The sequence below is a fragment of the Avibacterium paragallinarum genome, assembly GCF_011765605.1.
Classification (GTDB): domain Bacteria; phylum Pseudomonadota; class Gammaproteobacteria; order Enterobacterales; family Pasteurellaceae; genus Avibacterium; species Avibacterium paragallinarum.
The window spans coordinates 2280674-2304197 of record NZ_CP050316.1 but is presented as its reverse complement, the minus strand read 5'-3'; the positions used below and the strand labels follow the sequence as shown (position 1 = coordinate 2304197).

Here is a 23524-nt window from a genome sequence, read left to right as displayed (position 1 = left end):
GTACAGATCACTGTCTAAATAAATTGAAATAACTTTTATTCGTCTCGTAACGGAATCACCAGCATATCAACATTAATTGCATTCATTACCTGACGAGTTGAAGACATTAATTTACTCCAAAAATCTTGATGATGTCCCGTTACTAACAAATCAACATCATATTTATCAATCGCATCAACTAATACCTGCCCCAAATCACCACTGCCACTTAGTTTCTCAGAGATCGGATAACTCGCTTGCTCGGACAAATGTACCAATGCTTGATGAGTTTCAGTAGAAATTCGATCTTGCATCGAAGACATATTGACATCAATCAACCCCGTATAAAGATCTGAGAAATTAACATCAACGTGGATAATAGATAATTTTGCCTCATTTCTTTTCGCAACACTCGCAGCTTTTTCCACTAAAAATGCACTTTCATCTGAAAGATCAACAGCAACTAAAACGTGTTTATACATAATTTGCTCCTTTCTCTTATATATCTAGGGTAAATGAATTGCTTCTGTAGTAATACTAACACTTGTGTAATAAAAAAAATATGCACTGGATCACGTTTTTAAAAAAACATTTATTTTTATCAATAAAAACGTCTTTAAAAAGAAATTTTTGCATCGCTAATAATCACCTTGTATTATTTTCTACTTTAATTTTTATCTAAACACACATACTCAAGAAATATGAACAATTCTATCTCCAATTTCGTTGAACTCATCGCCAAATTACGCGATCCCAATGGTGGCTGCCCTTGGGATCTCAAACAAACTTACCACACAATGATTCCCTGTTTATTAGAAGAAAGCTATGAGGTGGTGGAAGCCATTGAGCAACAAAACCCCGCTAATTTACGCGAGGAACTCGGGGATTTATTGCTCCAAGTGGTGTTTTTCAGCCAACTCGCTCGCGAGGATAATTTATTCACTTTTGATGATGTGGTGAATGAGGTGACTGAAAAAATTATCCGCCGCCACCCGCACGTTTTCGGTGATAAAAAAGCTGGAGATGAACAAGAAGCCTTGCAAAACTGGAACGCGATAAAAGCCCAAGAGCGGAAAAGCACGCCGCAGCATTCGATTCTTGACAATATCCCCCACGCCTTTCCCGCATTGAGCCGAGCAGAAAAATTACAAAAACGTTGTGCCAAAGTGGGATTTGATTGGGACAGCCCAACAGCCGTTATCGAAAAAGTGCAAGAAGAGCTACAAGAGGTTCAAATGGAGCTTCAACGCAGCCCGCAACAGAGCGAAAAAATCGAAGAAGAAATTGGGGATTTATTGTTCGCCGTGGTGAATTTAAGTCGCCATCTGCATTGTTCGCCAGAAGAAGCCTTACGCAAAGCCAACCACAAATTTGAACGCCGTTTCCGCCAAGTTGAACAATTATTGACAAACCAAGAAAAAACCCTGCAACAGGCTTCGCTAGCTGAGTTAGATTTACTTTGGAATGAGGTGAAAGCACAAGAAGCGAAATAAGCCTTTGCACAAAAGCCTACTATCAGTATAAAGTGCGGTGTTTTTACAGTCTGTTTTGCTGATAAAAAGCACCGCACTTTTAAATGTGAATTTTTATGCGTACAAAGGGGCATTTTCCCCTTAGCTTTCTCTGTTTTTTGTAGGTGTTTTTTTCTTGAGCGATTGCACGCCGTCTAAAATAATCAAGCCCATTCCCAGTATTAGAGAGATCAATAAAGGGGCGTTGTCAGGATCGATTTTTTCCCCAATGACAAAAGAGACCACTAGCATCATTATGGGTTCAGCATAGCCCAATATCCCCAACACATTGATAGGTAATAAACTACTGGCGGCAATATAGGCGTTAAAGGCAACACCGCTAATTAAGCCCAACAAAAGTAGCAGGGTGAGAATATTCGGGTTTTGTAACCGCACTGCTGCCAAATCAACTTGGCTGGCAAAATAGAAACAGACGGGTAGCGTCATCACCATTTCAATGGCGAAGCTGGTAATGTCATTGAAGCCAAACCATTTTCGCGACATAAAATAAATAGCATAAGTGCATACTGCGAGGCTTTCCCAAGAAAAGCCGCCTTTGAGAATAATCGTGGCAAGAATGCCAATACCTGCGATCAGGATTGCGCTGAATTTCAATCGCGAAATTTGCTCATTAAAGAAAAATCGCCCCACTGCCACCATTACAAGAGGGAGCAGTAAATAGCCAAGAGAAACGCTTAATGCCCCGCCGTTATTGGGTGCCCAAAGGAAAAGCCACATTTGAAAGCCCATAATGCTCCCATTAAACAGCAACACAAAAAGTAGCCAAGGCTGGCGTTTGATGCGTTTAAAATGTTGAATTAGCATATATTTTTGCTTAAAAATGAAAATCGCCGCGATAACAAATGGCGTGGTGAAAATTACGCGATAGCCAAAAATATCCTCCCCGTCTAAGGGCAATAAAAAGGTAGAAAAATAATACAAATAACCAAACAACGCAGAGGCAAGTAGCGAAAATGTAATCCCTTTTAGCATAGCAGCACCAAAAATAGCGAAAAATCTGACCGCACTTTACCCCAAGAGCTGCCAAAATGCACGAACTAAGGGCAAATTTAACAGGTTCTTTTGCACGCAAATGCCCAAATCAAAGGGCTGCACGGGCGTGTCAATGGCTAATGTGGAAACTTGCAAATTGAGCGGGCTGTTTTGGATCACCACATCGGGCAACAACGCCACACCACAGCCTAGTGCCACCATTGACACAATCCCCTCGTGTCCTGCAACAGTGGCATAAATTTTCGGCTGCTTAATTTTTTTCTGCTGAAACCACTGATCGATCCGCTGCCGTGCGGGGCCTTCTACGGGCAGAATAAAGGGTACATTCTGCCAATCAATAGGGGATTGTTGCAATAATTGCGTGGTGGCACAAGCAACCCGCGGAGCGATGAGCGACAGCGTAATATCATCAATATGATGAAACATCACATTGGGCGGCAAATTCGCAGGTCGCCCTGCTAAGGCTAAATCCACCTGCTGACGTTGAATCATCTCCAACGCCACCGCGGGATCGCCCGTTGTGAGCTGAATTTCCACTTTGGGATAATGGGAACGGAATTTTTCTAACATTGGTGGCAGGTGGCTGTATGCGGCAGTAACCGAGCAAAATAGGCGTAGCTCCCCTTGTAACTCTTGCTGATTGGAACGAAATTGTTGTTTTAAGGATAGCCATTGTTGCCATTGTGGATAAGCAAATTGCAAAAATAGTTCGCCTGCTGGAGTGAGCGAAACCTTACGGTTATCACGTAATAACAATGGCTCACCCAGCTCTTCTTCAAGCCGTTTAATCTGCCTTGAAAGGGTGGAGGGCGACATATAATGCTGTCCTGCTGTTTTAGCGAAATTTTTGTTTTCCGCTAGGTCGATGAAGAGTTTGAGATCTTGGAAGTTCATTGGTTTTTTCCTTTTATATGAATAACGGATTTCGCCGTTGGCGACTTACTTTCTTTTGCTTTCCCAAAAGAAAGTAAGCAAAGAAAAAGGAACCCCGACTAAATTGCTGTTCTTCGCACCAATAAAATTTTCTTAACGAAAAGTAAGCCCATACTCGCTACGCTGCGTTCAGGCGTTACTTTTCTAAAAATTTTATTTTTGCTCAGGCAATTTACACGGGGAATGATCAACAACATTAATTTACTAACGGTATATTGCAAAAACTGCAATATTAAATTCCAATAATATCAATTTACGCAATCTTTAGAAAGGTATAATCTGTCATTGATTATTTTGTAAACCAACTTAACCAAAAGGATAAAAAAATGGCTAATTATTTCAATACATTAAATTTACGCCAACAGTTAGATCAGTTAGGACGTTGCCGTTTTATGGAACGTGAAGAATTTGCAGACGAAGCGAATTTCTTAAAAGGCAAAAAAATTGTGATTGTGGGCTGTGGAGCCCAGGGATTAAACCAAGGCTTAAATATGCGTGATTCAGGCTTAGACATTAGCTATGCGCTACGCCCTGAGGCCATTGCGGAAAAACGTGCGTCTTTCCAACGTGCTACTGAAAATGGCTTCAAAGTGGGCACTTATCAAGAATTAATCCCCACTGCGGATTTGGTGATTAACTTAACGCCAGATAAACAGCACAGCAAAGTGATCGCTGATGTGATGGGTTTAATGAAAGAAGGGGCGGCGTTGGGCTATTCGCACGGTTTAAACATCGTTGAAGTTGGCGAACAAATTCGCCCAGATTTGACGGTGGTAATGGTTGCACCAAAATGCCCAGGTACGGAAGTGCGTGAAGAGTATAAACGCGGTTTCGGTGTACCAACGCTTATTGCAGTTCACCCTGAAAATGACCCGAAAGGCGAGGGTATGGCGATTGCGAAAGCTTGGGCGGCGGCGACAGGCGGTCATCGTGCGGGCGTGTTGGAATCTTCATTCGTTGCGGAAGTGAAATCAGACTTAATGGGCGAGCAAACCATTCTTTGTGGTATGTTGCAAGCTGGATCAATCCTTTGTTATGACAAATTAGTGGCGGACGGCAAAGATCCCGCTTACGCAGGAAAATTAGTGCAATACGGTTGGGAAACCATCACCGAAGCCTTAAAACAAGGCGGTATTACTTTGATGATGGATCGCTTATCAAACAGTGCCAAATTGCGTGCCTTTGAACTTGCAGAAGAAATTAAGCAAGAATTAGATTTCTTATTCAAAAAACATATGGACGACATTATCAGTGGCGAATTTTCTCGTGTGATGATGGAAGATTGGGCAAACGGCGATGCTAACTTGTTGAAATGGCGTGAAGAAACGGGCAAAACTGGCTTTGAAAACGCACCAAAAGCGGACGGCATTAAAATCAGCGAGCAAGAATATTTTGATAATGGCGTGTTAATGGTGGCAATGGTTAAAGCAGGCGTGGAATTGGCGTTCGATACCATGGTTTCAGCAGGTATTTTTGAAGAATCTGCTTATTATGAATCCTTACACGAATTACCATTAATTGCCAACACCATTGCACGCAAACGCTTATACGAAATGAACGTGGTAATTTCAGACACTGCGGAATACGGTAACTATTTATTTGCTAATGTGGCAACCCCAATTTTAGCCAAAACAGTAATGCAACATTTACAACGCGGTGATTTAGGTGAACCAACACCAACGGTGGAAATCGACAACATCACTTTACGCGATGTGAATGACGCAATCCGCAACCACCCAATTGAGCTAATCGGGCAAGAATTGCGTGGTTATATGACAGATATGAAACGCATTTCTTCACAAGCAGAATAACGCTGTAAAACCTAAAAGCCAGCATTAATGCTGGCTTTTACCGCTGATACCCTATCGCTTTTATAAAACCACAATATTACCTTAATTATTAGTGTAAAATGGTAAGCCTTAGTTAAGATTATTAATCTAAATAAGAGATTTAATGCATTATAAAACTAGGTCTCTAACCAATCTACAATGATATATTGTAGGCTTATTTTTATGTTACTGAATTTTTTCTTTCACCTTCACCTCAGATTTTTGCTGTAGTTTTCCGTCTGCGGAAAAAACAAAATCGCTTGTATATTTGTTGAACGTGTTTTCGGCATAGCCACCCCATTCGCCCGCAAGCGTACGCTGTCCGCCACCATAAACAGGTAAGGTTGCACCATCAATTTCTTTGTTGATATATTGATTAAACCACAGGTTTAACTCACGCCGCATTTGGGCGATCTGTTGTTGATAATCGGGATTATCAATTTGGTTATGGTGTTCATCAGGATCGTTACGCAGATCATAAAATTCATAAGGCCCATCAGGATAGCGATGAATATATTTAAAAGATCGATTGCGGATCATTCGAGTTGGGCCGTATTCATCAAAGATCACAAGATGATTTTCTTCTCGTGAATCTGAAGGATCTTGTTTTAATAAAGTCGCGAAACTTTTTCCTGGATAACGCACCTGTGGCTGATCTTCATCACTGATATTGAGATATTCCAGCAAGGTGTGGCGGAAATCATAATGGCTCAGCAGGTTATCTATTTCACCTGTTGATAAATGATTTTTGTGATAAAGAATAAACGGCACTTTTACCGACGTGTCGAACATATTCACAGGGCTTGTACCATTCCCTTTACCAAAAATACCGTGGTGCCCCATATTCATACCGTTATCACTGGTGAAAATGATGAGCGTGTTTTCTAAAATGCCTTTTTCTTCAAGTGCGGTGATAATTCTTCCAATATTAAAATCCATTGCGGTTAAGGCAGCGAAATATCCCCTTAACACTTCCAATCGTTCTTGTTCATCACCTTCAAAGGTTTCATAAATTTTCCAAGGGTGATAAGGATCGCGTGGGCAAGATGCAAATTGACAATTTGCATAAAGATCCCGTATTTCCTGTGGGTGGTTTTTTCGATCCCAAGGGGAATGTGGTGCGGTATAACTTAGATTGAGAAAAAATGGCTGATCGGCATTATGTACCTTCTCAATAAAGTCTAGCCCATAATCGGTGATTTTATCTGTAATGTAGTCGGGCTCTTCAATTAATATACCATCTCGGTACATTGGTGCATTGAAGTAAGGGCCACCACCACGCTGATGGGAATACCAATAATCAAAACCGCATTGTGGGGTATCAGCCATACCTAAATGCCATTTGCCACTCATTGCACAAAGATAATTATGCTGTTTCAAGCGATCTACAAAAGTCGATTGCCCTTTTAAATAATGTTCTGTAGTCGCACCATTTTCCCATTCTTCCAGCCAGTCGTGGATCCCGTGTTGAGAAGGGATTCTGCCGGTAAAAATTGAGGCTCTCGCAGGGGAGCAAACAGGAGAAACACAAAAGAAATGGTTAAATTTTTTACCTTGCTGCGCTAATTTATCAATATTGGGCGTAATCGCCTCTTTATTTCCATAGCAGCCAAGTGCCCAATAGCCTAAATCATCTGCAACAATCAAAACGACGTTAGTTTTTTTCATTATTGCCTACTCCTAACATCGTTTTGATATTTTGAAAGCCTTTAAAACCAACAATAAAAATCGTGCAAATATACCAACTTAGCCCGAATAAGATGAGCCCTTTCCAAAAGAGAATGGTTAAATCTGTCATATTTCCCCCTTATTTGCGTAACACATTTTTTAATAATGAACCCACAATCATTGCAATCCAAGCAAAGACAAAGGCAGCAATACCCGAATAATAAGGGCCAATTTTTGCCGCAATGGGTTCAAGTGCAGGAATCTGTTGGGCGATTAAGTAAGAAAGTGGCGTTAAAGCACCCACAACAATGGTGGCATAAGCCCCCCAGTTATTGGCTTTTTTGAAATAACAAGCTGAAATTAACAGGGTGGAAACAGCAACGGAATAAATGGTTGCTGTGAGAGTCATATATACCCACAAGTCGCTTTTTAAGGGATACCACAACCCATAGAACAGTAAGAAAACCCCAATTAATGCCACTAATACGCGATTAACAGCAATGGATTTACGTTCTGACCATTTATTTTTATGGAAAATAATCAATACGTCATTGTAAATAACACTTGCCCAACCTAATAAATAAGAGGAGTTTGTGGACATATCTGCCGCCAACATAGCTGCGACAAGCAAACCAATGATCCCTGTTGGAATCACAATAGAAAGCATTGTTGGCATTGCTTGGATTGGTTTTCCGCCCACACTTTCTAAACTCACGAAAGCTAACGCGGCAACACCCCACATAACAGGGATTAATGAACGTACGATATAAAATAAACTGGTGCGTGTGTACATTTTTTTCGCAACATTCGCATCTTTTGCTGACAACACACGAGAAACCATTGTTTGCCAAGTAAGTACCGTCGCAGTAAGCACTAAAGCAGTGTAAAGCACATATTGCCAACCAAGATTAGGATTAACAAAAGGATTAATACCACCAGCACCATAATTAGAAATTGCAGTATCAAATAACGTATCCCAGCCCACCTGATAGAAAATCGTACAAGTAGTTAGCACCAAGCCAACACTCATCAAAATAAACTGCATATAATCTGTAACCAGAACGGAGAGCATTCCACCTAAAATGGTATATAACGCTACCACAAGCAATAAAATTGTCATCGTGATTTCTAAATATTCTGGTTTAAGCCCGGCCACAGCAACTAAAAATTCACCACCGGTGCGTAAGAAAACACCCATATTAAGCAAGCCACCAAGCACAATTACCACACCTGCAGCCCAACGAACTTTTTTACCAAACTTATGTTCAAAGAACTCTGGAATGGTTACCACACCAGCTTTGCGCAAAGGTTCAATACAGAATCCTGTTTTCCCTACGGTGAACATTACAATGGTCATAATTAACCCCACTGTCGCTCCCGCAAAACCGTATTTATAGCCAAGCTGTGCTGCCGCCATACAGGTTATAATGCCAAACTCAGTGGCGGCTAAAGATGCAATCCCAACGTGTAAATCCACATTTCTGCCTGCCACCAAGAAATCATTCACATTCTTTACATATTTCCGCACAATAATACCGACAACAAGGCTTAACAAAATATAAAGCCCGACAATACTGCCATCTACGCTCCAGTTAAACTGCATATTTTCCTCCCTGTGATAATTTAGAAATGAAATAAGAAATTAATCACTTTCTCCATTGTTACCACTCACCAATGAACCTTAATATTATGTTCTTATTTCTTAATCTTAATTTAAACAGTTTGCTGTAGTTTAAAGAACAGTATCAAATAGGAGGTATGATAAAAATCATAAAACAGCTGTGATCTTGCTCACAAATTGAAAAAGTAACGCAACAATATCGCCTTTCCTATAATGTCTATTTACCGATAAATTTAACTTTAAAAGAATTTATAGGATTGTCTAATTCCCCATTATTTTCTCCATATTTTCCTGCACACTGAACCATTCCAACTCCACTTCTTCAAGCTGTTTTTTGTATTCCGCTTGGTCTTTTAAAAGTGCGGTGAGATTTTCTTTCATTTCTGCTTGGTACAGATCACCGTTGGCGAGTTGTTGTTCAATGTCTGCCAGTTTTTGCGAGAGGTCTTCCATTTTGCTTTCCCATTGTGCAAGGGATTTTCGCAGTGGGGCGAGTTGTTGGCGGAGTTCCGCTTCTTTACGTTTTTGCTCTTTACGATTTTGGCTGCTACTTTCTTTGTTATTTTCTGTTTTGTCAGAGGGTTGGCTTTGGCTATTTTGCTCGTTAAGCCATTTTTGATAATCCGCTAAATCCCCTTTAAATTCTTCCACTTGCCCATCGTGAACCAAATAAAATTCATCAACGGTGTTGCGTAATAAATGGCGGTCGTGGGAAACAATCACCAGCGAGCCTTGATAATCCACTAAGGCTTCGGTGAGGGCTTGTCGCATATCCAAATCTAGATGGTTGGTTGGCTCATCGAGCAACAGTAAATTCGGGCGTTGCCAAACAATTAACGCTATCACTAAGCGGGCTTTTTCGCCACCCGAGAAATGGGCGACCTGTTCGTTCACTTTATCGCCGTGGAAAGCGAAGCTGCCGAGATAATCGCGTAATTGTTGTTCTGTTTGTTGTGGGGCGAGCTGCTGCATATGCCAAAGGGCGCTTTCTTCCGCACGCAAGGTATCCAGCTGATGTTGTGCGAAATAACCAAGTTGTACACCTTTTGCAAGCTGAATATTACCAGCAAGTGCGGTGATTTCTCCCGCTAATAATTTAATCAGCGTGGATTTTCCTGCACCATTTTTACCGAGCAACCCAATGCGTGAACCAGGGACGAGATTTAATTTGATTTGTTTCAGAATTTCCGTGGTTTGCCCATTATTTTCATAACCTGCACTAACTTTTTCCATTGAAAGCAATGGGTTAGGCAACGCCAACGGCTCGCGAAATTCAAAGGTAAATGGATTATCCACATAAGCAGGGGCAATAAGCTCCATTCGGGCAAGGGCTTTCATTCGGCTTTGGGCTTGTTTCGCTTTAGTGGCTTTGGCTTTAAAGCGGTCGATGTATTTTTGCAAATGAGCCACTTTTTGCTGTTGTTGGCGGTATAACGCGGTTTGTTGGGCGAGTTTTTCCGCCCGTTGTTTTTCAAAAGAAGAATAATCACCGGTATATTCATTTATTTTTTGATTTTCAATATGCAGAATTTTGTCCACCACAGGATCAAGAAAATCGCGATCGTGTGAAATCAGCACCAACGTGCCTTGATATTGTTGCAACCAACGTTCAAGCCAGATCACCGCATCTAAATCCAAGTGGTTAGTGGGTTCATCAAGTAGCAGTAAATCCGAAGGACATAGCAAGGCTTGTGCCAAATTAAGACGCATACGCCAACCGCCAGAAAACGCACTCACAGGCTGGCTTAATTCTGCTTGGCTAAAACCTAAGCCGTTTAATAATGATGCGGCACGGGATTGAATCGTCCACGCGTCAATGGTATCCAACTGTTCGTGAATGCGTGCAATGGCATTGCCATCATTGTTTTGATTGGCTTGCTCTAATTGTTGCTGTAATGCCACATATTGGCGATCGCCTAAAATCACATAATCCAAGGCGGAAATGGCAAGAGATGGGGTTTCTTGGTTCACCCAAGCCAGTTGCCAATTTGTGGGGTAGCTCACTTCGCCACCTTCTGCACTGATTTCTTTTTTTAATAAGGCAAGTAGCGAAGATTTACCGCAGCCATTTTTGCCCACCAAGCCCACTTTTTGCTTCGGATTAATGGTGGCATTGGCATTTTCTAGTAAGGTCGTTTGTCCACGTTTTAGCGAAAGATTGGTAAATAAAATCATTAAATTTCGGTTTATCTCTGATCAACAAAAGGGTTATTTTCCACGTTTTTATAAAAATTGCCAATCATTCCAAATTTTTATTGGAAATTTTTCAAAAACCATTTTCAACAATGTGATCTAGTTCAATTTTTTTATAACCTAAACAGGATATGATACAAAATGCAGTTTTACATCTTTGAGGTATAAAAATGACAAACGCTGAACTTATGCAAGAGGGCATTAACCTAATGTTTTCGGGAATGGGGTTCGTGCTGGTTTTCTTGTTAATCCTAATTTTTGCCATTGGATTAATGTCGAAACTAGTAAACCGCTTTTTTCCTGAGCCTGTTCTCACCCCGCCTGCACCGATAAAAGCACAATCCACTCAAACAGATGATTTAGAAAGATTACGCCCTATTATTGTGGCGGCGATTGCTCATCATCGCCGTAATCAAGGGCTTTAAATTGATTAATTTGGAGAAAATACAATGACAGTTGAAAAGAAAAAAATTGCCGTAACTGATGTTGTGTTGCGTGATGCACACCAATCCCTTTTTGCGACCCGTTTACGCCTTGATGATATGTTACCTATTGCTGCTGAACTTGATGAAATTGGCTATTGGTCGCTTGAAGCTTGGGGCGGCGCAACCTTTGACGCTTGTATTCGTTTTTTAGGGGAAGATCCTTGGGTGCGTTTGCGTGAACTCAAAAAAGCAATGCCAAAAACGCCATTACAAATGTTATTACGCGGACAAAATTTGCTAGGCTATCGTCATTATGCTGATGATGTGGTAGATCGCTTTGTGGAACGTGCTGTACATAACGGAATGAGCGTGTTCCGCGTGTTTGACGCAATGAACGATCCGCGCAATATGCAACAAGCGCTGAAAGCGGTGCGTAAAAATGGCGGACACGCGCAAGGAACATTAAGTTACACCACAAGCCCAGTGCATACTTTACAAACTTGGCTTGATACCACAGAACAACTGTTAGAAATTGGTATTGATTCCCTTGTGATCAAAGATATGTCCGGCATTCTCACACCAAACGAAGCCTATCACTTAGTTAGCGAAATCAAAAAACGCTTTGATGTACGCTTACATCTACACTGCCACGCCACCACGGGAATGGCGGAAATGGCGTTGCTTAAAGCCATTGAAGCAGGCGTGGACGGTGTAGATACGGCCATTTCTTCAATGAGTGGCACATACGGCCACCCAGCCACGGAAGCCTTAGTCGCCACCTTAAAAGGCACACCTTACGATACAGGCTTAGATATTCAAAAATTAGAGAAAATTGCCGCTTATTTCCGTAATGTGCGTAAAAAATACCATAAATTTGAAGGGCAATTAAAAGGCGTGGATAGCCGTATTTTGGTAGCACAAGTGCCGGGCGGAATGCTCACTAATCTTGAAAGCCAATTAAAACAGCAAAATGCTTCTGACAAATTGGATTTAGTGTTGCAAGAAATTCCAAAAGTACGGGAAGATTTGGGCTATATTCCATTAGTGACACCAACGTCACAAATTGTTGGAACGCAAGCGGTGATCAACGTATTAATGGGTGAACGCTACAAAACCATTGCTAAAGAAACCGCTGGGATTTTAAAAGGCGAATATGGCCGCACGCCAGCGCCAGGCAACGCAGAACTGCAAGCACGCGTGTTAGAGGGTGCAGAACCAATCACTTCACGCCCTGCGGATCACCTTGAGCCAGAAATGGAAAAACTCACCGCCGAAATCAAACAGCAAGCCAAAGAGAAAGGCATCAAACTGTCTGATAATGAAATTGACGATGTGCTTATTGTGGCATTGTTCCCACAAGTGGGGCTGAAATTCCTTGAAAATCGTGGTAACCCTGATGCCTTTGAACCAGCTCCAAGTGTAGAAAGTGCGAGCGAAAAAATATCGCAAAAAAGCACCGCACTTTCATCTTCAGCCAAAGGTGGTGCAGCGGTCTATACGGTGGAATTAGAGGGCAAAGCCTTTGTGGTGAAAGTGAGCGAAGGCGGTGATATTGATCAAATTACCCCAACTGCACCGCAAACCGCTCAGCCAGTTGCTACGCCAACACCCGCACCGACACTATCGGCTTCCACATCACAAACAGGCACACCTGTTACCGCACCAATGGCAGGTACTATTTGGAAAGTGGTAGCAAGCGAAGGGCAACAAGTGGCGGAAGGCGATGTGTTGCTCATTCTCGAAGCAATGAAAATGGAAACGGAAATCCGTGCTTCGCAAGGGGGAACGGTGCAAAATATCCGCGTGAAAGCTGGTGATGCCGTTGCCGTGGGCGATACCTTATTAACCTTAGTCTAAGTGCGGTGGAAAAATGGAAAGTATTTTGTCGTTACTGCGTGGAATGGGCATTATGCACCTAGAATGGGGGCAGGCGGTGATGATTGCCGTCAGCCTGCTACTCTTGTGGCTTGCCATCGCACGCAAATTTGAACCCCTGTTATTGCTACCCATTGGCTTTGGTGGATTGCTCTCTAATATCCCAGAAGCAGGCTTAGCAATGACCGCATTTGACAACCTTTTGCATAACGGCACAAGCCAGCAACTGGCGATAATCGCGGAGAAACTCGGCACAGTGGCAGATCCTCTCGCCATTAAGACCGCACTTAACAACGCTTTGCCGTCGGTGCAAAATGAGTTGGAAGTGATGGCTGGCGATATGGGCTATACCGCAGGTGTGCTGGCATTGTTCTATAAAGTGGCGATCGGCTATGGCGTTGCTCCGCTCATTATTTTTATGGGCGTGGGTGCGATGACGGATTTCGGCCCATTGCTCGCCAACCCACGCACGCTCTTATTGGGCGCAGCGGCACAGTTTGGTATCTTTGCTACGGTGTTAGGTGCATTAGGTTTAAACTGGCTGGGTATCATCGACTTCACGCTGCCACAAGCCGCCGCAATCGGTATTATTGGTGGAGCAGACGGCCCAACTGCCATTTATCTTGCGAGCAAACTCGCCCCTGAATTATTAGGTGCGATCGCCGTGGCAGCCTATTCTTATATGGCGCTCGTGCCATTAATTCAGCCGCCGATTATGAAAGCGCTCACTTCACAGCAAGAACGCAAAATCCGAATGGTGCAACTGCGTACCGTAAGCAACCGCGAAAAAATTCTTTTCCCGATTGTGCTATTAGTGCTGGTGGCGTTGCTCTTACCTGATGCTGCGCCATTATTGGGAATGTTCTGTTTTGGTAATTTAATGCGCGTCAGTGGCGTGGTGGAACGCTTAAATGACACCGCACAAAATGCACTGATCAACATCGTTACCATTTTCCTAGGACTTTCCGTTGGTGCAAAATTGGTGGCGGATAAATTCCTCCAACCACAAACCCTTGGGATTTTATTATTAGGTATGATCGCCTTTGCTATCGGCACCGCATCTGGCGTATTAATGGCGAAATTAATGAACCGCTTTAGCAAAAATCCAATTAACCCATTAATTGGCGCAGCGGGGGTTTCTGCTGTACCAATGGCAGCACGGGTCGCTAATAAAATCGGGCTAGAAGCCGATCACCAAAACTTCCTACTAATGCACGCAATGGGTCCCAATGTCGCAGGTGTTATTGGATCTGCCATCGCAGCAGGGGTAATGTTGAAATATATTTCAGCAATGATGTGATAAAAATGTAATGTATAGAAAAGCCACCGCAAATGATCTGCACCCCAAAAGTTGGACTAAACAACCAATTGATTAAGGTGCAGATTTTTTATGACTAAATATACTCAACGTTTCAAACAACAAGTGCTCGACTTTTATCATCAAAATGGAAAAAACCGTTCGCTTACTCGCCAGTATTTTCAGCTTTCCCAAAGCACGTTAGCACGTTGGATTGCGAAATTTAATCATAATGGAATCAATGGATTAGCTGTGTTAGGTAAAAAACGATGTTATTCTGTTGAGTTTAAATTAAAGGTTATTCAAGCTATCAAAAAAGGCCAGTGCTCCGCTGAAGCCGCCTACTTTCGCTTTGATATCCCCAGTTCAGGGATAATTAGTCAATGGTTGCAACGCTTTGAAAAACAAGGTATAGATGGGTTATTACTCAAACCTAAAGGTCGTCCAAGTATGAAACTCAACTCACCTAAAATGCCACCAACGCCCAAAACAGAAGAAGAACGCTTGCGTTACCGAATTTTGGAATTAGAAGCGGAGAATGCAATGCTAAAAAAGTTGCAGGAACTCAACCAACAAAAAATGCAGAAAAAGCCGTCATCGTAAATGCCTTACGCTCGCGTTTCCCGTTGGAATTGTTACTCAGGCTAATCGGATTGGCACGCAGTTCGTTCTTTTATCATCTCAAGCCAAAGTCGGATAAAAATGTAGCGATTTCACAGAAAATAGAGGAAATTTATCGCAAAAATGACGAAAATTATGGTTATCGTCGAATTACCTTGGAATTAAGGAAATACTTGATTATCAACCACAAAAGGGTGCAAGCGATAATGCAACGTTTGGGGTTAAAAGGAAAAAGTAAGCAGAAAAAATATCGTTTTTACCAAGGCAAAGTGTATTTATCGCCGATTAAAGACTTGTTTAATAACGAAATTATTGCTTATGATGTGGCGAGAAGTCCGAATTTTGAGCAGATAACCAGAATGTTGACCCAGGCGGTGAACCGATTAGCGGGGGAAAAACCGATACTGCATTCCGACCAAGGATGGCAGTATCAAATGATGGGTTATCGGGAGATATTGAAAAAACACGGTATTACGCAAAGTATGTCAAGAAAAGGCAATTGCCTTGATAATGGTGCGATGGAAAGCTTTTTCGGGCGATTGAAGACGGAATGTTACTTTGGCAAGCGGTTTGAAACCTTTGAACAGCTTGAAAAAGTGATTCACGAGTACATTCATTACTACAACAATGAGCGTATTCAAGTGAAGCTCAAAGGACTAAGCCCTGTGGAATACAGAACTCAGTCCTTGAATTAAATTAGAATATAGTCTAACTTTTTGGGGGCAGATCAAAAGGTGGCTTTTTTATTCTCTTTTCGCTAAAGAATAATATTTCTTCGCAAAGCGGAGAATTTTAGTATAAAAGAAGCTGAATATTACACCTAAAATAATAAAATAAATTATGGCTAAAGACGTATCCAAACTATATTTTTTACTCCAAAAATAGAAGAGATAAAAAATAATTAAACAACAGGCAAAATAAAACAAAAGTAAATTACGGCCTTTTGCATTTAAGCCATTAAATGGATTATTCGGTTTAATGGTATTTTTATTAATATATAAGGTAGAAAAGTAAACAATAGAAAGTAAAATAATGAGCGATAAAAGTACAAACTCAAGCTCATAGCCTGACACCCAGCCTGATTTTTCAACACGCCTAATTATCATACCACTAAATCCCATTATCATCATATTTAAACATTTTAAGTGTTTTTTCATTGGGTTACCTTAATAATTATTTGAGGGAAAAATTCAGCAAAATTGCACCGCACTTTATTTTAGCAAAATAAATTTCACATTCTATTTTGAGCGATATAACGTTCATCAAAACCTAAAAAATAACCCACAAAAATGTGGGTTATCTCTATTATTTTTACGGCAATACACTTTCTAGCTGCCATAACTCAGGATAGGTTTCGCGGCGTTTGATAAGATGCGCTTGATCGCCGTCCACCATCACTTCAATGGCTCTTGGGCGGGAATTATAGGTAGAAGCCATACTTGCACCATAAGCCCCCGCTGAACGTTGGGCGATGAGATCCCCTTGGGCGATAGCCAGTTCACGCTGTTTGCCTAAAAAATCGGAGGTTTCGCAAATGGGGCCCACCACGTCATACACCTTGCTTTCACGCGGTAGGCTGCGATCCACTTCGATAATCTTCATATAGGCTTGGTACAACGCGGGGCGGATCATATCATTCATTCCCGTGTCCACAATGGCGAAATTGCGGCTTTCATTGCTTTTTAGGTATTCCACTTTGGTCACTAAAATCCCTGCGTTCGCGGTAATCGCACGCCCCGGTTCGAGGATAATTTCAAGGTTTGGGTAATCCTTTAATTTTTCCAATAAGGCTTTGGCATATTCGCTCGGGTGTGGGGCTTCTTCGTCTTTGTAGGTTACACCTAAGCCGCCGCCCAAGTCTAAATGTTCTAATTCAATGCCATCTTGTGCAAGCTGCTGCATTAGCACGATCAAACGATCTGTGGCATCAAGGAACGGCTGAATTTCCGTGAGTTGTGAGCCGATATGGCAATCCATTCCCGTAATTTTAATGTGTGGTAGCTGGCTTGCGATGCGATAGACTTCGCGGGCTTCATCGACACTCACGCCGAATTTATTTTCTTTCAAGCCTGTGGAAATGTAAGGGTGGGTGTGTGCGTCCACATCGGGGTTTACACGCAAAGAAATGGGTGCGATTTTGTTTAAACGTCCTGCTACCTCATTAATGCGATACAACTCCGCAAGGCTTTCTACATTAAAGCAACGAATGCCCACGTTTAACGCTCGTTCAATTTCTTGTTCCGATTTTGCCACGCCAGAAAACACCACTTTGCTCGCTTCACCGCCCGCTGCAAGGACGCGTTCTAATTCTCCTTGCGACACAATATCAAAGCCCGATCCTAGCTTCGCCATAATGTTCAAAATGGCTAAGTTTGGGTTGGATTTCACCGCAAAGCAAATAAGGTGGGGGTGATCGCCCAAGGCGTTATCAAAAGCGTGCCAGTGGCGTTCAAGGGTCGCACGGGAGTAAATATAAGCGGGTGTACCGAATTGCTGGGCGATTTCAGCCACTGGCACTTGTTCTGCCATTAATTGATCGTCTTTATACTGAAAAAAATCCATTGCCAATCCTTTATTGTTGTTGCGTTTGTGCGTTGTCTTTTTCTGGGAAATACAGCGGGCCTTTCACGCCGCAGCCCGTAGCAGCGAGGGTGATCGCCCCTAAAGTTAAACATAAAATCAGTTTTTTCATTGGTGTTTCTCTTGGTTTTTGTGCTTAGATGATAAATCTTATGTATAGTAACGATATTTAGAGAAATTTCTATTCTTTTTTGCACTTTGTATAAATAGCAAAAACTCTCTATAATTCCGCCTTACCTATTTCGCTTATGGAAAAATTATGAACGTTACAGAATTTCATCAAAATATTGAGCAAATTTGGCTCAGCATTGAAGAACAATTAGAAGAGCAAGATTGCGATGTGGATTGCGACACCCAAGGTTCGGTGTTTACTATTACTTTCCCTGATCGCAGCCAAGTGGTGGTAAACAAGCAAGAGCCATTGCTTGAACTTTGGCTTGCTAGCAAAGCCGGCGGTTTTCACTTTGCCTTTAAAGACGGACAATGGATCGCCAATGATGGCAAATTATTCTGGCAATGCTTGGAAGAAGCCTGTCGCGTACACGGCGAGCAAGTGCATTTTGCCTAATGGCTCATTTCATCAATAAACAAAGTGCGGTGCGTTTTTAACCAGTTTTTCGCAAAAAAATAATGGAAAAAAACACCGCACTTAAGGTTCTGAACGAGGTTTTTGGTTACCAATCTTTCCGCAATGGACAAGAAGAAGTGATCAACGCCGCCCTTTCACACCAAGATAGCCTTGTGATTATGGCAACGGGAAACGGAAAATCCCTTTGCTATCAAATTCCTGCGCTTTGCTTTCCGGGGCTAACCTTAGTCATTTCACCGCTGATTTCCTTAATGAAAGATCAAGTGGATCAACTGCTTGCTAACGGTATTGAAGTGGATTATCTCAATTCCACACAAACCTTTGAGCAGCAGCAAATTGTACAAAATAAGGCGATTTCAGGGCAGCTCAAATTGCTTTATATTTCGCCCGAAAAGGCGATGACAACCAGTTTTTTCCAATTTATTTCTCATTGCCAAGTGAGTTTTATTGCCATTGATGAAGCTCATTGTATTTCCCAATGGGGACACGATTTCCGCCCTGAATACACCCAACTTGGCGGCTTAAAACGTTGCTTTCCAAATGCGCCGATAATGGCGCTCACAGCCACCGCAGACAGTGCCACAAGGCAAGATATTTTGCACCATTTGCAACTGGATAATCCGCATATTTATATCGGCAGCTTTGATCGCCCAAATATTCGCTACACTTTGGTGGAAAAATTTAAGCCAATGGAGCAGCTATGCCAATTTGTGCTAGGGCAGAAAGGCAAAAGTGGTATCGTTTATTGCAACAGCCGTAACAAAGTGGAACGCTTGGCGGAAAGCTTGCGCAAAAAAGGCGTGGCAGCACAAGCCTATCACGCAGGAATGGAGGCCAGCCAGCGCGAGCAAGTTCAGCGTGCCTTTCAGCGTGATAATGTGCAAGTGGTGGTGGCAACCGTTGCTTTTGGAATGGGCATTAACAAATCCAACGTGCGATTTGTCGCCCATTTTGATTTGCCACGCAGTATTGAGGCGTATTACCAAGAAACAGGGCGCGCAGGGCGTGATGATTTGCCTGCTGAAGCGGTGCTGTTTTACGAACCCGCCGATTATGCGTGGTTACAAAAAATGCTGCTGGAAAAACCAGAAAGCCCGCAGCGCCAAATTGAACAGCATAAATTAGAAGCCATCGGCGAATTTGCCGAAAGTCAAACTTGCCGCCGTTTAGTTTTGCTGAATTATTTTGGCGAACATCGCCAAGCGCCGTGCAAAAACTGCGATATTTGCCTTGATCCGCCGAAAAAATATGACGGCTTAATTGATGCGCAAAAAGTGATGTCCACCATTTATCGTGTAGGGCAAATGTTTGGCGTGCATTATGTGATCGGCGTGCTGCGCGGAATGCAAAATCAAAAAATTAAAGATAACCAGCACGATCAGCTCAGCGTGTACGGCATTGGCAAAGACAAAAGCAAAGAATATTGGCAATCGGTGATCCGCCAGCTGATTCATCTTGGGTTGGTGCAACAAGTGATGAATCAATTTCATTCGGTGTTACAACTGACGGAAAATGCGCGCCCAATTTTGCGTGGCGAACAGCCTTTAGAGCTGGCAATGCCAAGGGTTTCTTCCATTATGACCGCACAAAGCGCACAAAAAAGTGCGGTGCAAAATTATGACAAAGATCTCTTTGCTCGCCTGCGTTTCTTACGCAAACAAATTGCCGACAAAGAAAATATCCCCCCTTATATTGTGTTCAACGATGCCACTTTGCAAGAAATGGCACAATATCAACCCACCAACAAGCGCGAAATGCTACAAATCAACGGCGTGGGCGCAACCAAATTAGAGCGCTTTGGACAGGCATTCCTGCATATTATCCAAGAGCATAAATCACTCAGCACAAAAAACAGCCAACCGCTTAAATTGTCTAACGAAAAATAACCGCACTTTGTTTGAAAATAGATCGATTTATGCCGATTATTTTGGGTATAATGCAATCGTTTTCGTTATTTTTTAGATTGAGGGATAGTCTATGTCAAGACCACTAAACTTTGTGATGATTTCACCCCATTTTCCAACCAATTTTGAAACCTTTGCCGTGCGTTTGCGGGAAAATGGTTTCAACACCTTAGGCATTGCCGATACGCCTTATGAGCAACTAAGTGAAAATTTGCGCAATGCGCTAACGGAATATTATCGCGTGGATAATATGGAAGATTATGATCAGGTTTACCGTGCGGTGGGTTATTTTGCACATAAATATGGACGCATTGATCGCATTGAATCGCACAATGAATATTGGCTTGAGCTAGACGCGAAACTTCGCACGGATTTCAATGTATTTGGTTATAAAAATGAAGATATGAAATCCATTAAAACCAAATCAAAAATGAAAGAAATTTTCCGCCAAACGGGCCTGAAAGTGGCGAAAGGACGTGTATTTGAAAGCGATGAAGATGCCAGAAAATTAGCGCACGAATTGCATTATCCGGTGATTATCAAACCCAATTCTGGCGTGGGCGCGAGCGATACTTATAAGATTAAAAATGCGCAAGAATTGGAAAACTTCTTCAGCCATAAAAATCCCAACGTGGAATACATTATGGAAGAATTTATTGACGGCGATATTGTTACCTTTGACGGCTTAACGGATCGCGATGGCAATATTGTGTTTTATTCCAGCCTTGAATATTCCGAAGCGGTGCTGGATACCGTAGAAAAAGACGGCGATATGTTCTATTACGTTCCCCGTGAAATTTCGCCAAAATTGGTGGAACTCGGCAAACAATGCGTCAAAGCCTTTAATGTCAAAGAGCGGTTCTTTCATTTCGAGTTTTTCCGTGTGAAGAAAACCAACGAATTATTGCCATTAGAAGTGAATTGTCGCCCACCGGGTGGTTTAACCATTGATATGTGGAATTATGCCAATGATTTTGATGTATTCAATGAATATGCGCATATTGTGAAAGACAACCAATTCCACGCGCAAATTTCACACCCTTGGAATGTGGTGTATATCTCTCGCAAGGCAAATCAGCATTATGCGCATTCCATCGCTCAAATCTGGGAAAAATTCCCGCACAATATTATTAGCGTGCAGAAAGTGCCGGGTGTGTTTGCCAAAATAATGGGCGAGGAGGGCATATTGGCTCGCACGCCAAGCATCGAGCAAATGCGTGAAATCATTCAATTTGCACACCAAAAACAGTAGGAGGCACAATGTTTTTTGAAGCTCGTCATCACTGGAGCGGTGAATTAGGCAGAGAAATGCCCTTCAATGTGTATGGACACAGCGGTAAGCCCGTGATTGTTTTTCCGTCTTCGGGTGGCAATCATAATGAATATGGCAATTTTGGAATGATCGACGCTTGCCGTTTTTTTATCGAGCGGGGCTTAATCAAAGTTTACACGCCTGATTCTTTTGATAATGAATCTTGGCTTGCCACCTACAAGTCTGGGCAAGATATGGCTCAAGCACATAACGCCTATGATCGCTATATCATTAACGAACTCGTGCCGTTAATCCGCCACGAATCCCAATGGCAAGGTGCAATGATCGCCACAGGTTGTAGTATGGGCGCATTCCACACCATAAATTTCGCCTTACGCCACCCTGATCTTTTTGACACAGCCATCGCACTGAGTGGGGTTTATGATGCCCGTTTTTTCACGGGTGAATATCAAGGCAATGCAGAGGTGTATTTTAACTCGCCGATTGATTATTTGTGGAATCAATACGACCCGTGGTTTTTAGACCGCTACCGCCAAAACCATTACATAGTAGCTGTGGGGCAAGGTGCGTGGGAAGAGCAACACGTCGCCGACACCGCACGCTTACAACAAGCCTTCCAAGCCAAAGATATTCCAGCTTGGTTTGACTTCTGGGGAACAGATGTGGATCACGATTGGCCTTGGTGGCGAGTACAAATGCCTTATTTCTTAGGAGCATTAGAAGAGCAAGGGTTGTTAAAATAGGCAAAGGGCGGATTGATATTCCGCCTTTTATTTCTCGCTATTTATTCACAATTACTTATTCAATAACGCAAAATGCAGGAACTCGACAAAATGATCTGCCCAGTGCATTTCGTGGTGGATTTCATTTGCCATAATGCGTAGGCGAATATGATCGAGGGGTTGCCCCGTGCGTAACAAGGCTTGGTAGTAGCGTAGGGTACAATCAATGTAGGTTTGGTTCATATTGGAAATGAATTGGGAATCCATTTCATCGCCCTCATTGGTGCCGACTTGAATAAACACACGGTTTTGCGGCTGCAAGGGGTGGCGATGAATAAAATCCATAAACGCTCCCTCACTAAACCAAGAGGCAAGGGAAAACACGCCCAAATGCCCAAAAACCTGCGGGTATGCCGCGCCCATATAAGCGGTAATAATGCCGCCCATTGAGCTTCCCGCCAGTAGGGTATGCTCTGCGTTAGGTAAAGTGCGGTAGTTTTCATCAATGAATTTTTTCACCTCGTTCACCACCCAATCGGCATATTCCGCCCCGCGTCCGCCAACGTTTCTCACTTCAGGGGAATGTCCCACTTCCGTTTTCCAAGGGGCATATTCATTTAACCGCTCTTCCCCTGCGTTATCAACGCCGACAATAATTAATTTCGGCAACTGTTGATAATGCTTAATGGTAGGGATAATTTTCCACGAATGCCCCGAGTAGGATTCTTTGCTATAAAACACATTTTGCCCGTCGTGCATATAAAGCACGGGATAACGTTGCCAAGGCTCATTGTGATAATCCTTTGGCAGCAACACCCGCACGCGGCGGTGGTGCTGATAATAAGGCACATAAAGAAAATGCGTCTGCATTTCGAGGTAATGATTAAAGCTATTCATCGTTTTTCTATCATCGCTAAATAAAAACGCTGGCAAAACCAGCGTTCATTATTATTTTCTTGCCAATGGCGGCACAAAGGTAATGCCCATATCCCAAGGCTGTTCAATCCAAGTATTTTGAGGAATATCAATCACATAGTCATCAACTAAATCCGCTCCCGCAGGTTTTGCGAACACCGTAACGAAGCGGGCATTTGGATAAAGCTCACGAATGGCACGCGCGGTATTTCCTGTATCCACCAAATCATCAACCACGATAAAACCCTCACCGCCATTTGGCACTTGAGCAGCGTGAATCACATTCAGTTCCCCTTGTTGATTATGATCGTAACTGGCGATACACACGGTTTCCACGTGGCGAATGCTCAATTCACGTGCCAACACCGCCGCAGGAAATAACCCACCACGGCTCACCGCAATAATGCCTTTCCATTGCGAAGCGGGAAGCAAACGCTCCGCCAATTTGCGTGCGTGCATTTGGAACATATCCCAAGTTACCACATATTTTTCACTCATAATTCACCTTAACATTAACAAAGAGGGCATAAACCGCCCGATAAATAAAAATTGCGATAGGATAACGCGAAACCGCA

General features: G+C 42.6%; 22 protein-coding genes. 10 read left to right on the top strand and 12 right to left on the bottom strand.

Features of this window, described 5'->3' with window-relative positions:
* Positions 1–35 precede the first annotated feature (35 nt).
* Complete coding sequence (uspA, locus tag HBL79_RS11165; RefSeq protein WP_017805538.1) at positions 36–461, bottom strand: universal stress protein UspA; 426 nt, start codon at positions 459–461, stop codon at positions 36–38.
* 219 nt (positions 462–680) lie between these two features.
* Here uspA and mazG point away from each other — a divergent pair, with 219 nt between their 5' ends.
* Positions 681–1472, top strand: a complete 792-nt coding sequence (gene mazG, locus HBL79_RS11160; protein ID WP_035688710.1) for a nucleoside triphosphate pyrophosphohydrolase — start codon at positions 681–683, stop codon at positions 1470–1472.
* A 120-nt stretch (positions 1473–1592) separates the two neighbouring features.
* Here the strand turns inward: mazG and rarD are convergent, their stop codons facing one another.
* Together rarD and ilvY are read right to left on the bottom strand one after the other, a co-directional pair.
* Positions 1593–2483 carry an EamA family transporter RarD gene (gene rarD / locus HBL79_RS11155; RefSeq protein ID WP_046097191.1) on the bottom strand — a complete coding sequence of 297 codons (891 nt, stop codon included), beginning with the start codon at positions 2481–2483 and terminating at the stop codon, positions 1593–1595.
* A 36-nt stretch (positions 2484–2519) separates the two neighbouring features.
* Complete coding sequence (gene ilvY, locus HBL79_RS11150; protein ID WP_035688708.1) at positions 2520–3398, bottom strand: HTH-type transcriptional activator IlvY; 879 nt, start codon at positions 3396–3398, stop codon at positions 2520–2522.
* A 365-nt stretch (positions 3399–3763) separates the two neighbouring features.
* On the opposite strand from ilvY, the gene ilvC reads away from it, so the two are divergent.
* Positions 3764–5248, top strand: a complete 1485-nt coding sequence (gene ilvC / locus HBL79_RS11145) for a ketol-acid reductoisomerase (RefSeq protein ID WP_035688705.1) — start codon at positions 3764–3766, stop codon at positions 5246–5248.
* A 204-nt stretch (positions 5249–5452) separates the two neighbouring features.
* Here the strand turns inward: ilvC and HBL79_RS11140 are convergent, their stop codons facing one another.
* The 4 genes from HBL79_RS11140 to HBL79_RS11125 form a co-directional block, all read right to left on the bottom strand.
* Positions 5453–6934: a sulfatase-like hydrolase/transferase gene (locus tag HBL79_RS11140; RefSeq protein ID WP_178285680.1), complete on the bottom strand. Its 1482-nt coding sequence runs from the start codon at positions 6932–6934 to the stop codon at positions 5453–5455.
* Positions 6921–7064 (bottom strand): hypothetical protein, encoded by a 144-nt coding sequence (locus HBL79_RS11135; RefSeq protein WP_167316925.1) that lies wholly within the window; start codon positions 7062–7064, stop codon positions 6921–6923. The genes HBL79_RS11140 and HBL79_RS11135 overlap by 14 nt, the downstream gene beginning before the upstream one ends.
* A gap of 9 nt (positions 7065–7073) precedes the next feature.
* On the bottom strand, positions 7074–8537 hold the full coding sequence (locus HBL79_RS11130; protein WP_035688700.1) for a sodium:solute symporter family protein: 1464 nt from the start codon (positions 8535–8537) through the stop codon (positions 7074–7076).
* Positions 8538–8816: 279 nt separating this feature from the next.
* Positions 8817–10730 carry an ABC transporter ATP-binding protein gene (locus HBL79_RS11125; RefSeq protein WP_035688697.1) on the bottom strand — a complete coding sequence of 638 codons (1914 nt, stop codon included), beginning with the start codon at positions 10728–10730 and terminating at the stop codon, positions 8817–8819.
* Positions 10731–10918: 188 nt separating this feature from the next.
* Here HBL79_RS11125 and HBL79_RS11120 point away from each other — a divergent pair, with 188 nt between their 5' ends.
* From HBL79_RS11120 to HBL79_RS11105, 4 genes are all read left to right on the top strand, one after another.
* The gene (locus HBL79_RS11120; protein WP_035688694.1) at positions 10919–11173 is read left to right on the top strand and encodes an oxaloacetate decarboxylase subunit gamma; all 255 of its coding nucleotides are present in this window, start codon (positions 10919–10921) and stop codon (positions 11171–11173) included.
* Between the two features lie 24 nt (positions 11174–11197).
* Positions 11198–13030 carry a sodium-extruding oxaloacetate decarboxylase subunit alpha gene (gene oadA, locus HBL79_RS11115; RefSeq protein WP_035688691.1) on the top strand — a complete coding sequence of 611 codons (1833 nt, stop codon included), beginning with the start codon at positions 11198–11200 and terminating at the stop codon, positions 13028–13030.
* 13 nt (positions 13031–13043) lie between these two features.
* Positions 13044–14348, top strand: coding sequence for a sodium ion-translocating decarboxylase subunit beta (locus tag HBL79_RS11110; protein WP_035688689.1), 1305 nt, complete (start codon positions 13044–13046; stop codon positions 14346–14348).
* Positions 14349–14438: 90 nt separating this feature from the next.
* Positions 14439–15661, top strand: a protein-coding gene (locus HBL79_RS11105; RefSeq protein WP_124994771.1) for an IS3 family transposase whose coding sequence is annotated in 2 segments (ribosomal slippage) — positions 14439–14889 and positions 14889–15661 — 1224 coding nt in all. Because the reading frame shifts where the segments join, the coding sequence is not laid out codon by codon here.
* Positions 15662–15709: 48 nt separating this feature from the next.
* On the opposite strand, the gene HBL79_RS11100 is transcribed toward HBL79_RS11105, so the two are convergent.
* The 3 genes from HBL79_RS11100 to lptM form a co-directional block, all read right to left on the bottom strand.
* The gene (locus HBL79_RS11100) at positions 15710–16123 is read right to left on the bottom strand and encodes a hypothetical protein (RefSeq protein ID WP_035689214.1); all 414 of its coding nucleotides are present in this window, start codon (positions 16121–16123) and stop codon (positions 15710–15712) included.
* A gap of 154 nt (positions 16124–16277) precedes the next feature.
* Entirely contained in the window at positions 16278–17528 is a 1251-nt protein-coding gene (gene lysA / locus HBL79_RS11095; RefSeq protein ID WP_035689216.1) for a diaminopimelate decarboxylase, read from the bottom strand.
* Between the two features lie 10 nt (positions 17529–17538).
* Positions 17539–17658: an LPS translocon maturation chaperone LptM gene (gene lptM, locus HBL79_RS12530; protein ID WP_035689218.1), complete on the bottom strand. Its 120-nt coding sequence runs from the start codon at positions 17656–17658 to the stop codon at positions 17539–17541.
* 147 nt (positions 17659–17805) lie between these two features.
* Here lptM and cyaY point away from each other — a divergent pair, with 147 nt between their 5' ends.
* The 4 genes from cyaY (at position 17806) to HBL79_RS11075 (ending at position 22055) form a co-directional block, all read left to right on the top strand.
* A complete protein-coding gene (cyaY, locus tag HBL79_RS11090) occupies positions 17806–18114 on the top strand; it encodes an iron donor protein CyaY (RefSeq protein WP_017806692.1) in 309 nt (102 codons plus the stop codon).
* A 62-nt stretch (positions 18115–18176) separates the two neighbouring features.
* The gene (gene recQ, locus HBL79_RS11085; protein ID WP_035689220.1) at positions 18177–20021 is read left to right on the top strand and encodes a DNA helicase RecQ; all 1845 of its coding nucleotides are present in this window, start codon (positions 18177–18179) and stop codon (positions 20019–20021) included.
* Positions 20022–20112: 91 nt separating this feature from the next.
* On the top strand, positions 20113–21291 hold the full coding sequence (locus HBL79_RS11080; RefSeq protein WP_035689222.1) for an ATP-grasp domain-containing protein: 1179 nt from the start codon (positions 20113–20115) through the stop codon (positions 21289–21291).
* Positions 21292–21299: 8 nt separating this feature from the next.
* Complete coding sequence (locus HBL79_RS11075; RefSeq protein ID WP_035689223.1) at positions 21300–22055, top strand: esterase family protein; 756 nt, start codon at positions 21300–21302, stop codon at positions 22053–22055.
* Positions 22056–22106: 51 nt separating this feature from the next.
* On the opposite strand, the gene HBL79_RS11070 is transcribed toward HBL79_RS11075, so the two are convergent.
* Both HBL79_RS11070 and gpt read right to left on the bottom strand, forming a co-directional pair.
* Positions 22107–22931 carry an alpha/beta hydrolase gene (locus HBL79_RS11070; RefSeq protein ID WP_035689225.1) on the bottom strand — a complete coding sequence of 275 codons (825 nt, stop codon included), beginning with the start codon at positions 22929–22931 and terminating at the stop codon, positions 22107–22109.
* Positions 22932–22982: 51 nt separating this feature from the next.
* On the bottom strand, positions 22983–23447 hold the full coding sequence (gene gpt / locus HBL79_RS11065; RefSeq protein ID WP_035689227.1) for a xanthine phosphoribosyltransferase: 465 nt from the start codon (positions 23445–23447) through the stop codon (positions 22983–22985).
* Positions 23448–23524: the final 77 nt, after the last annotated feature.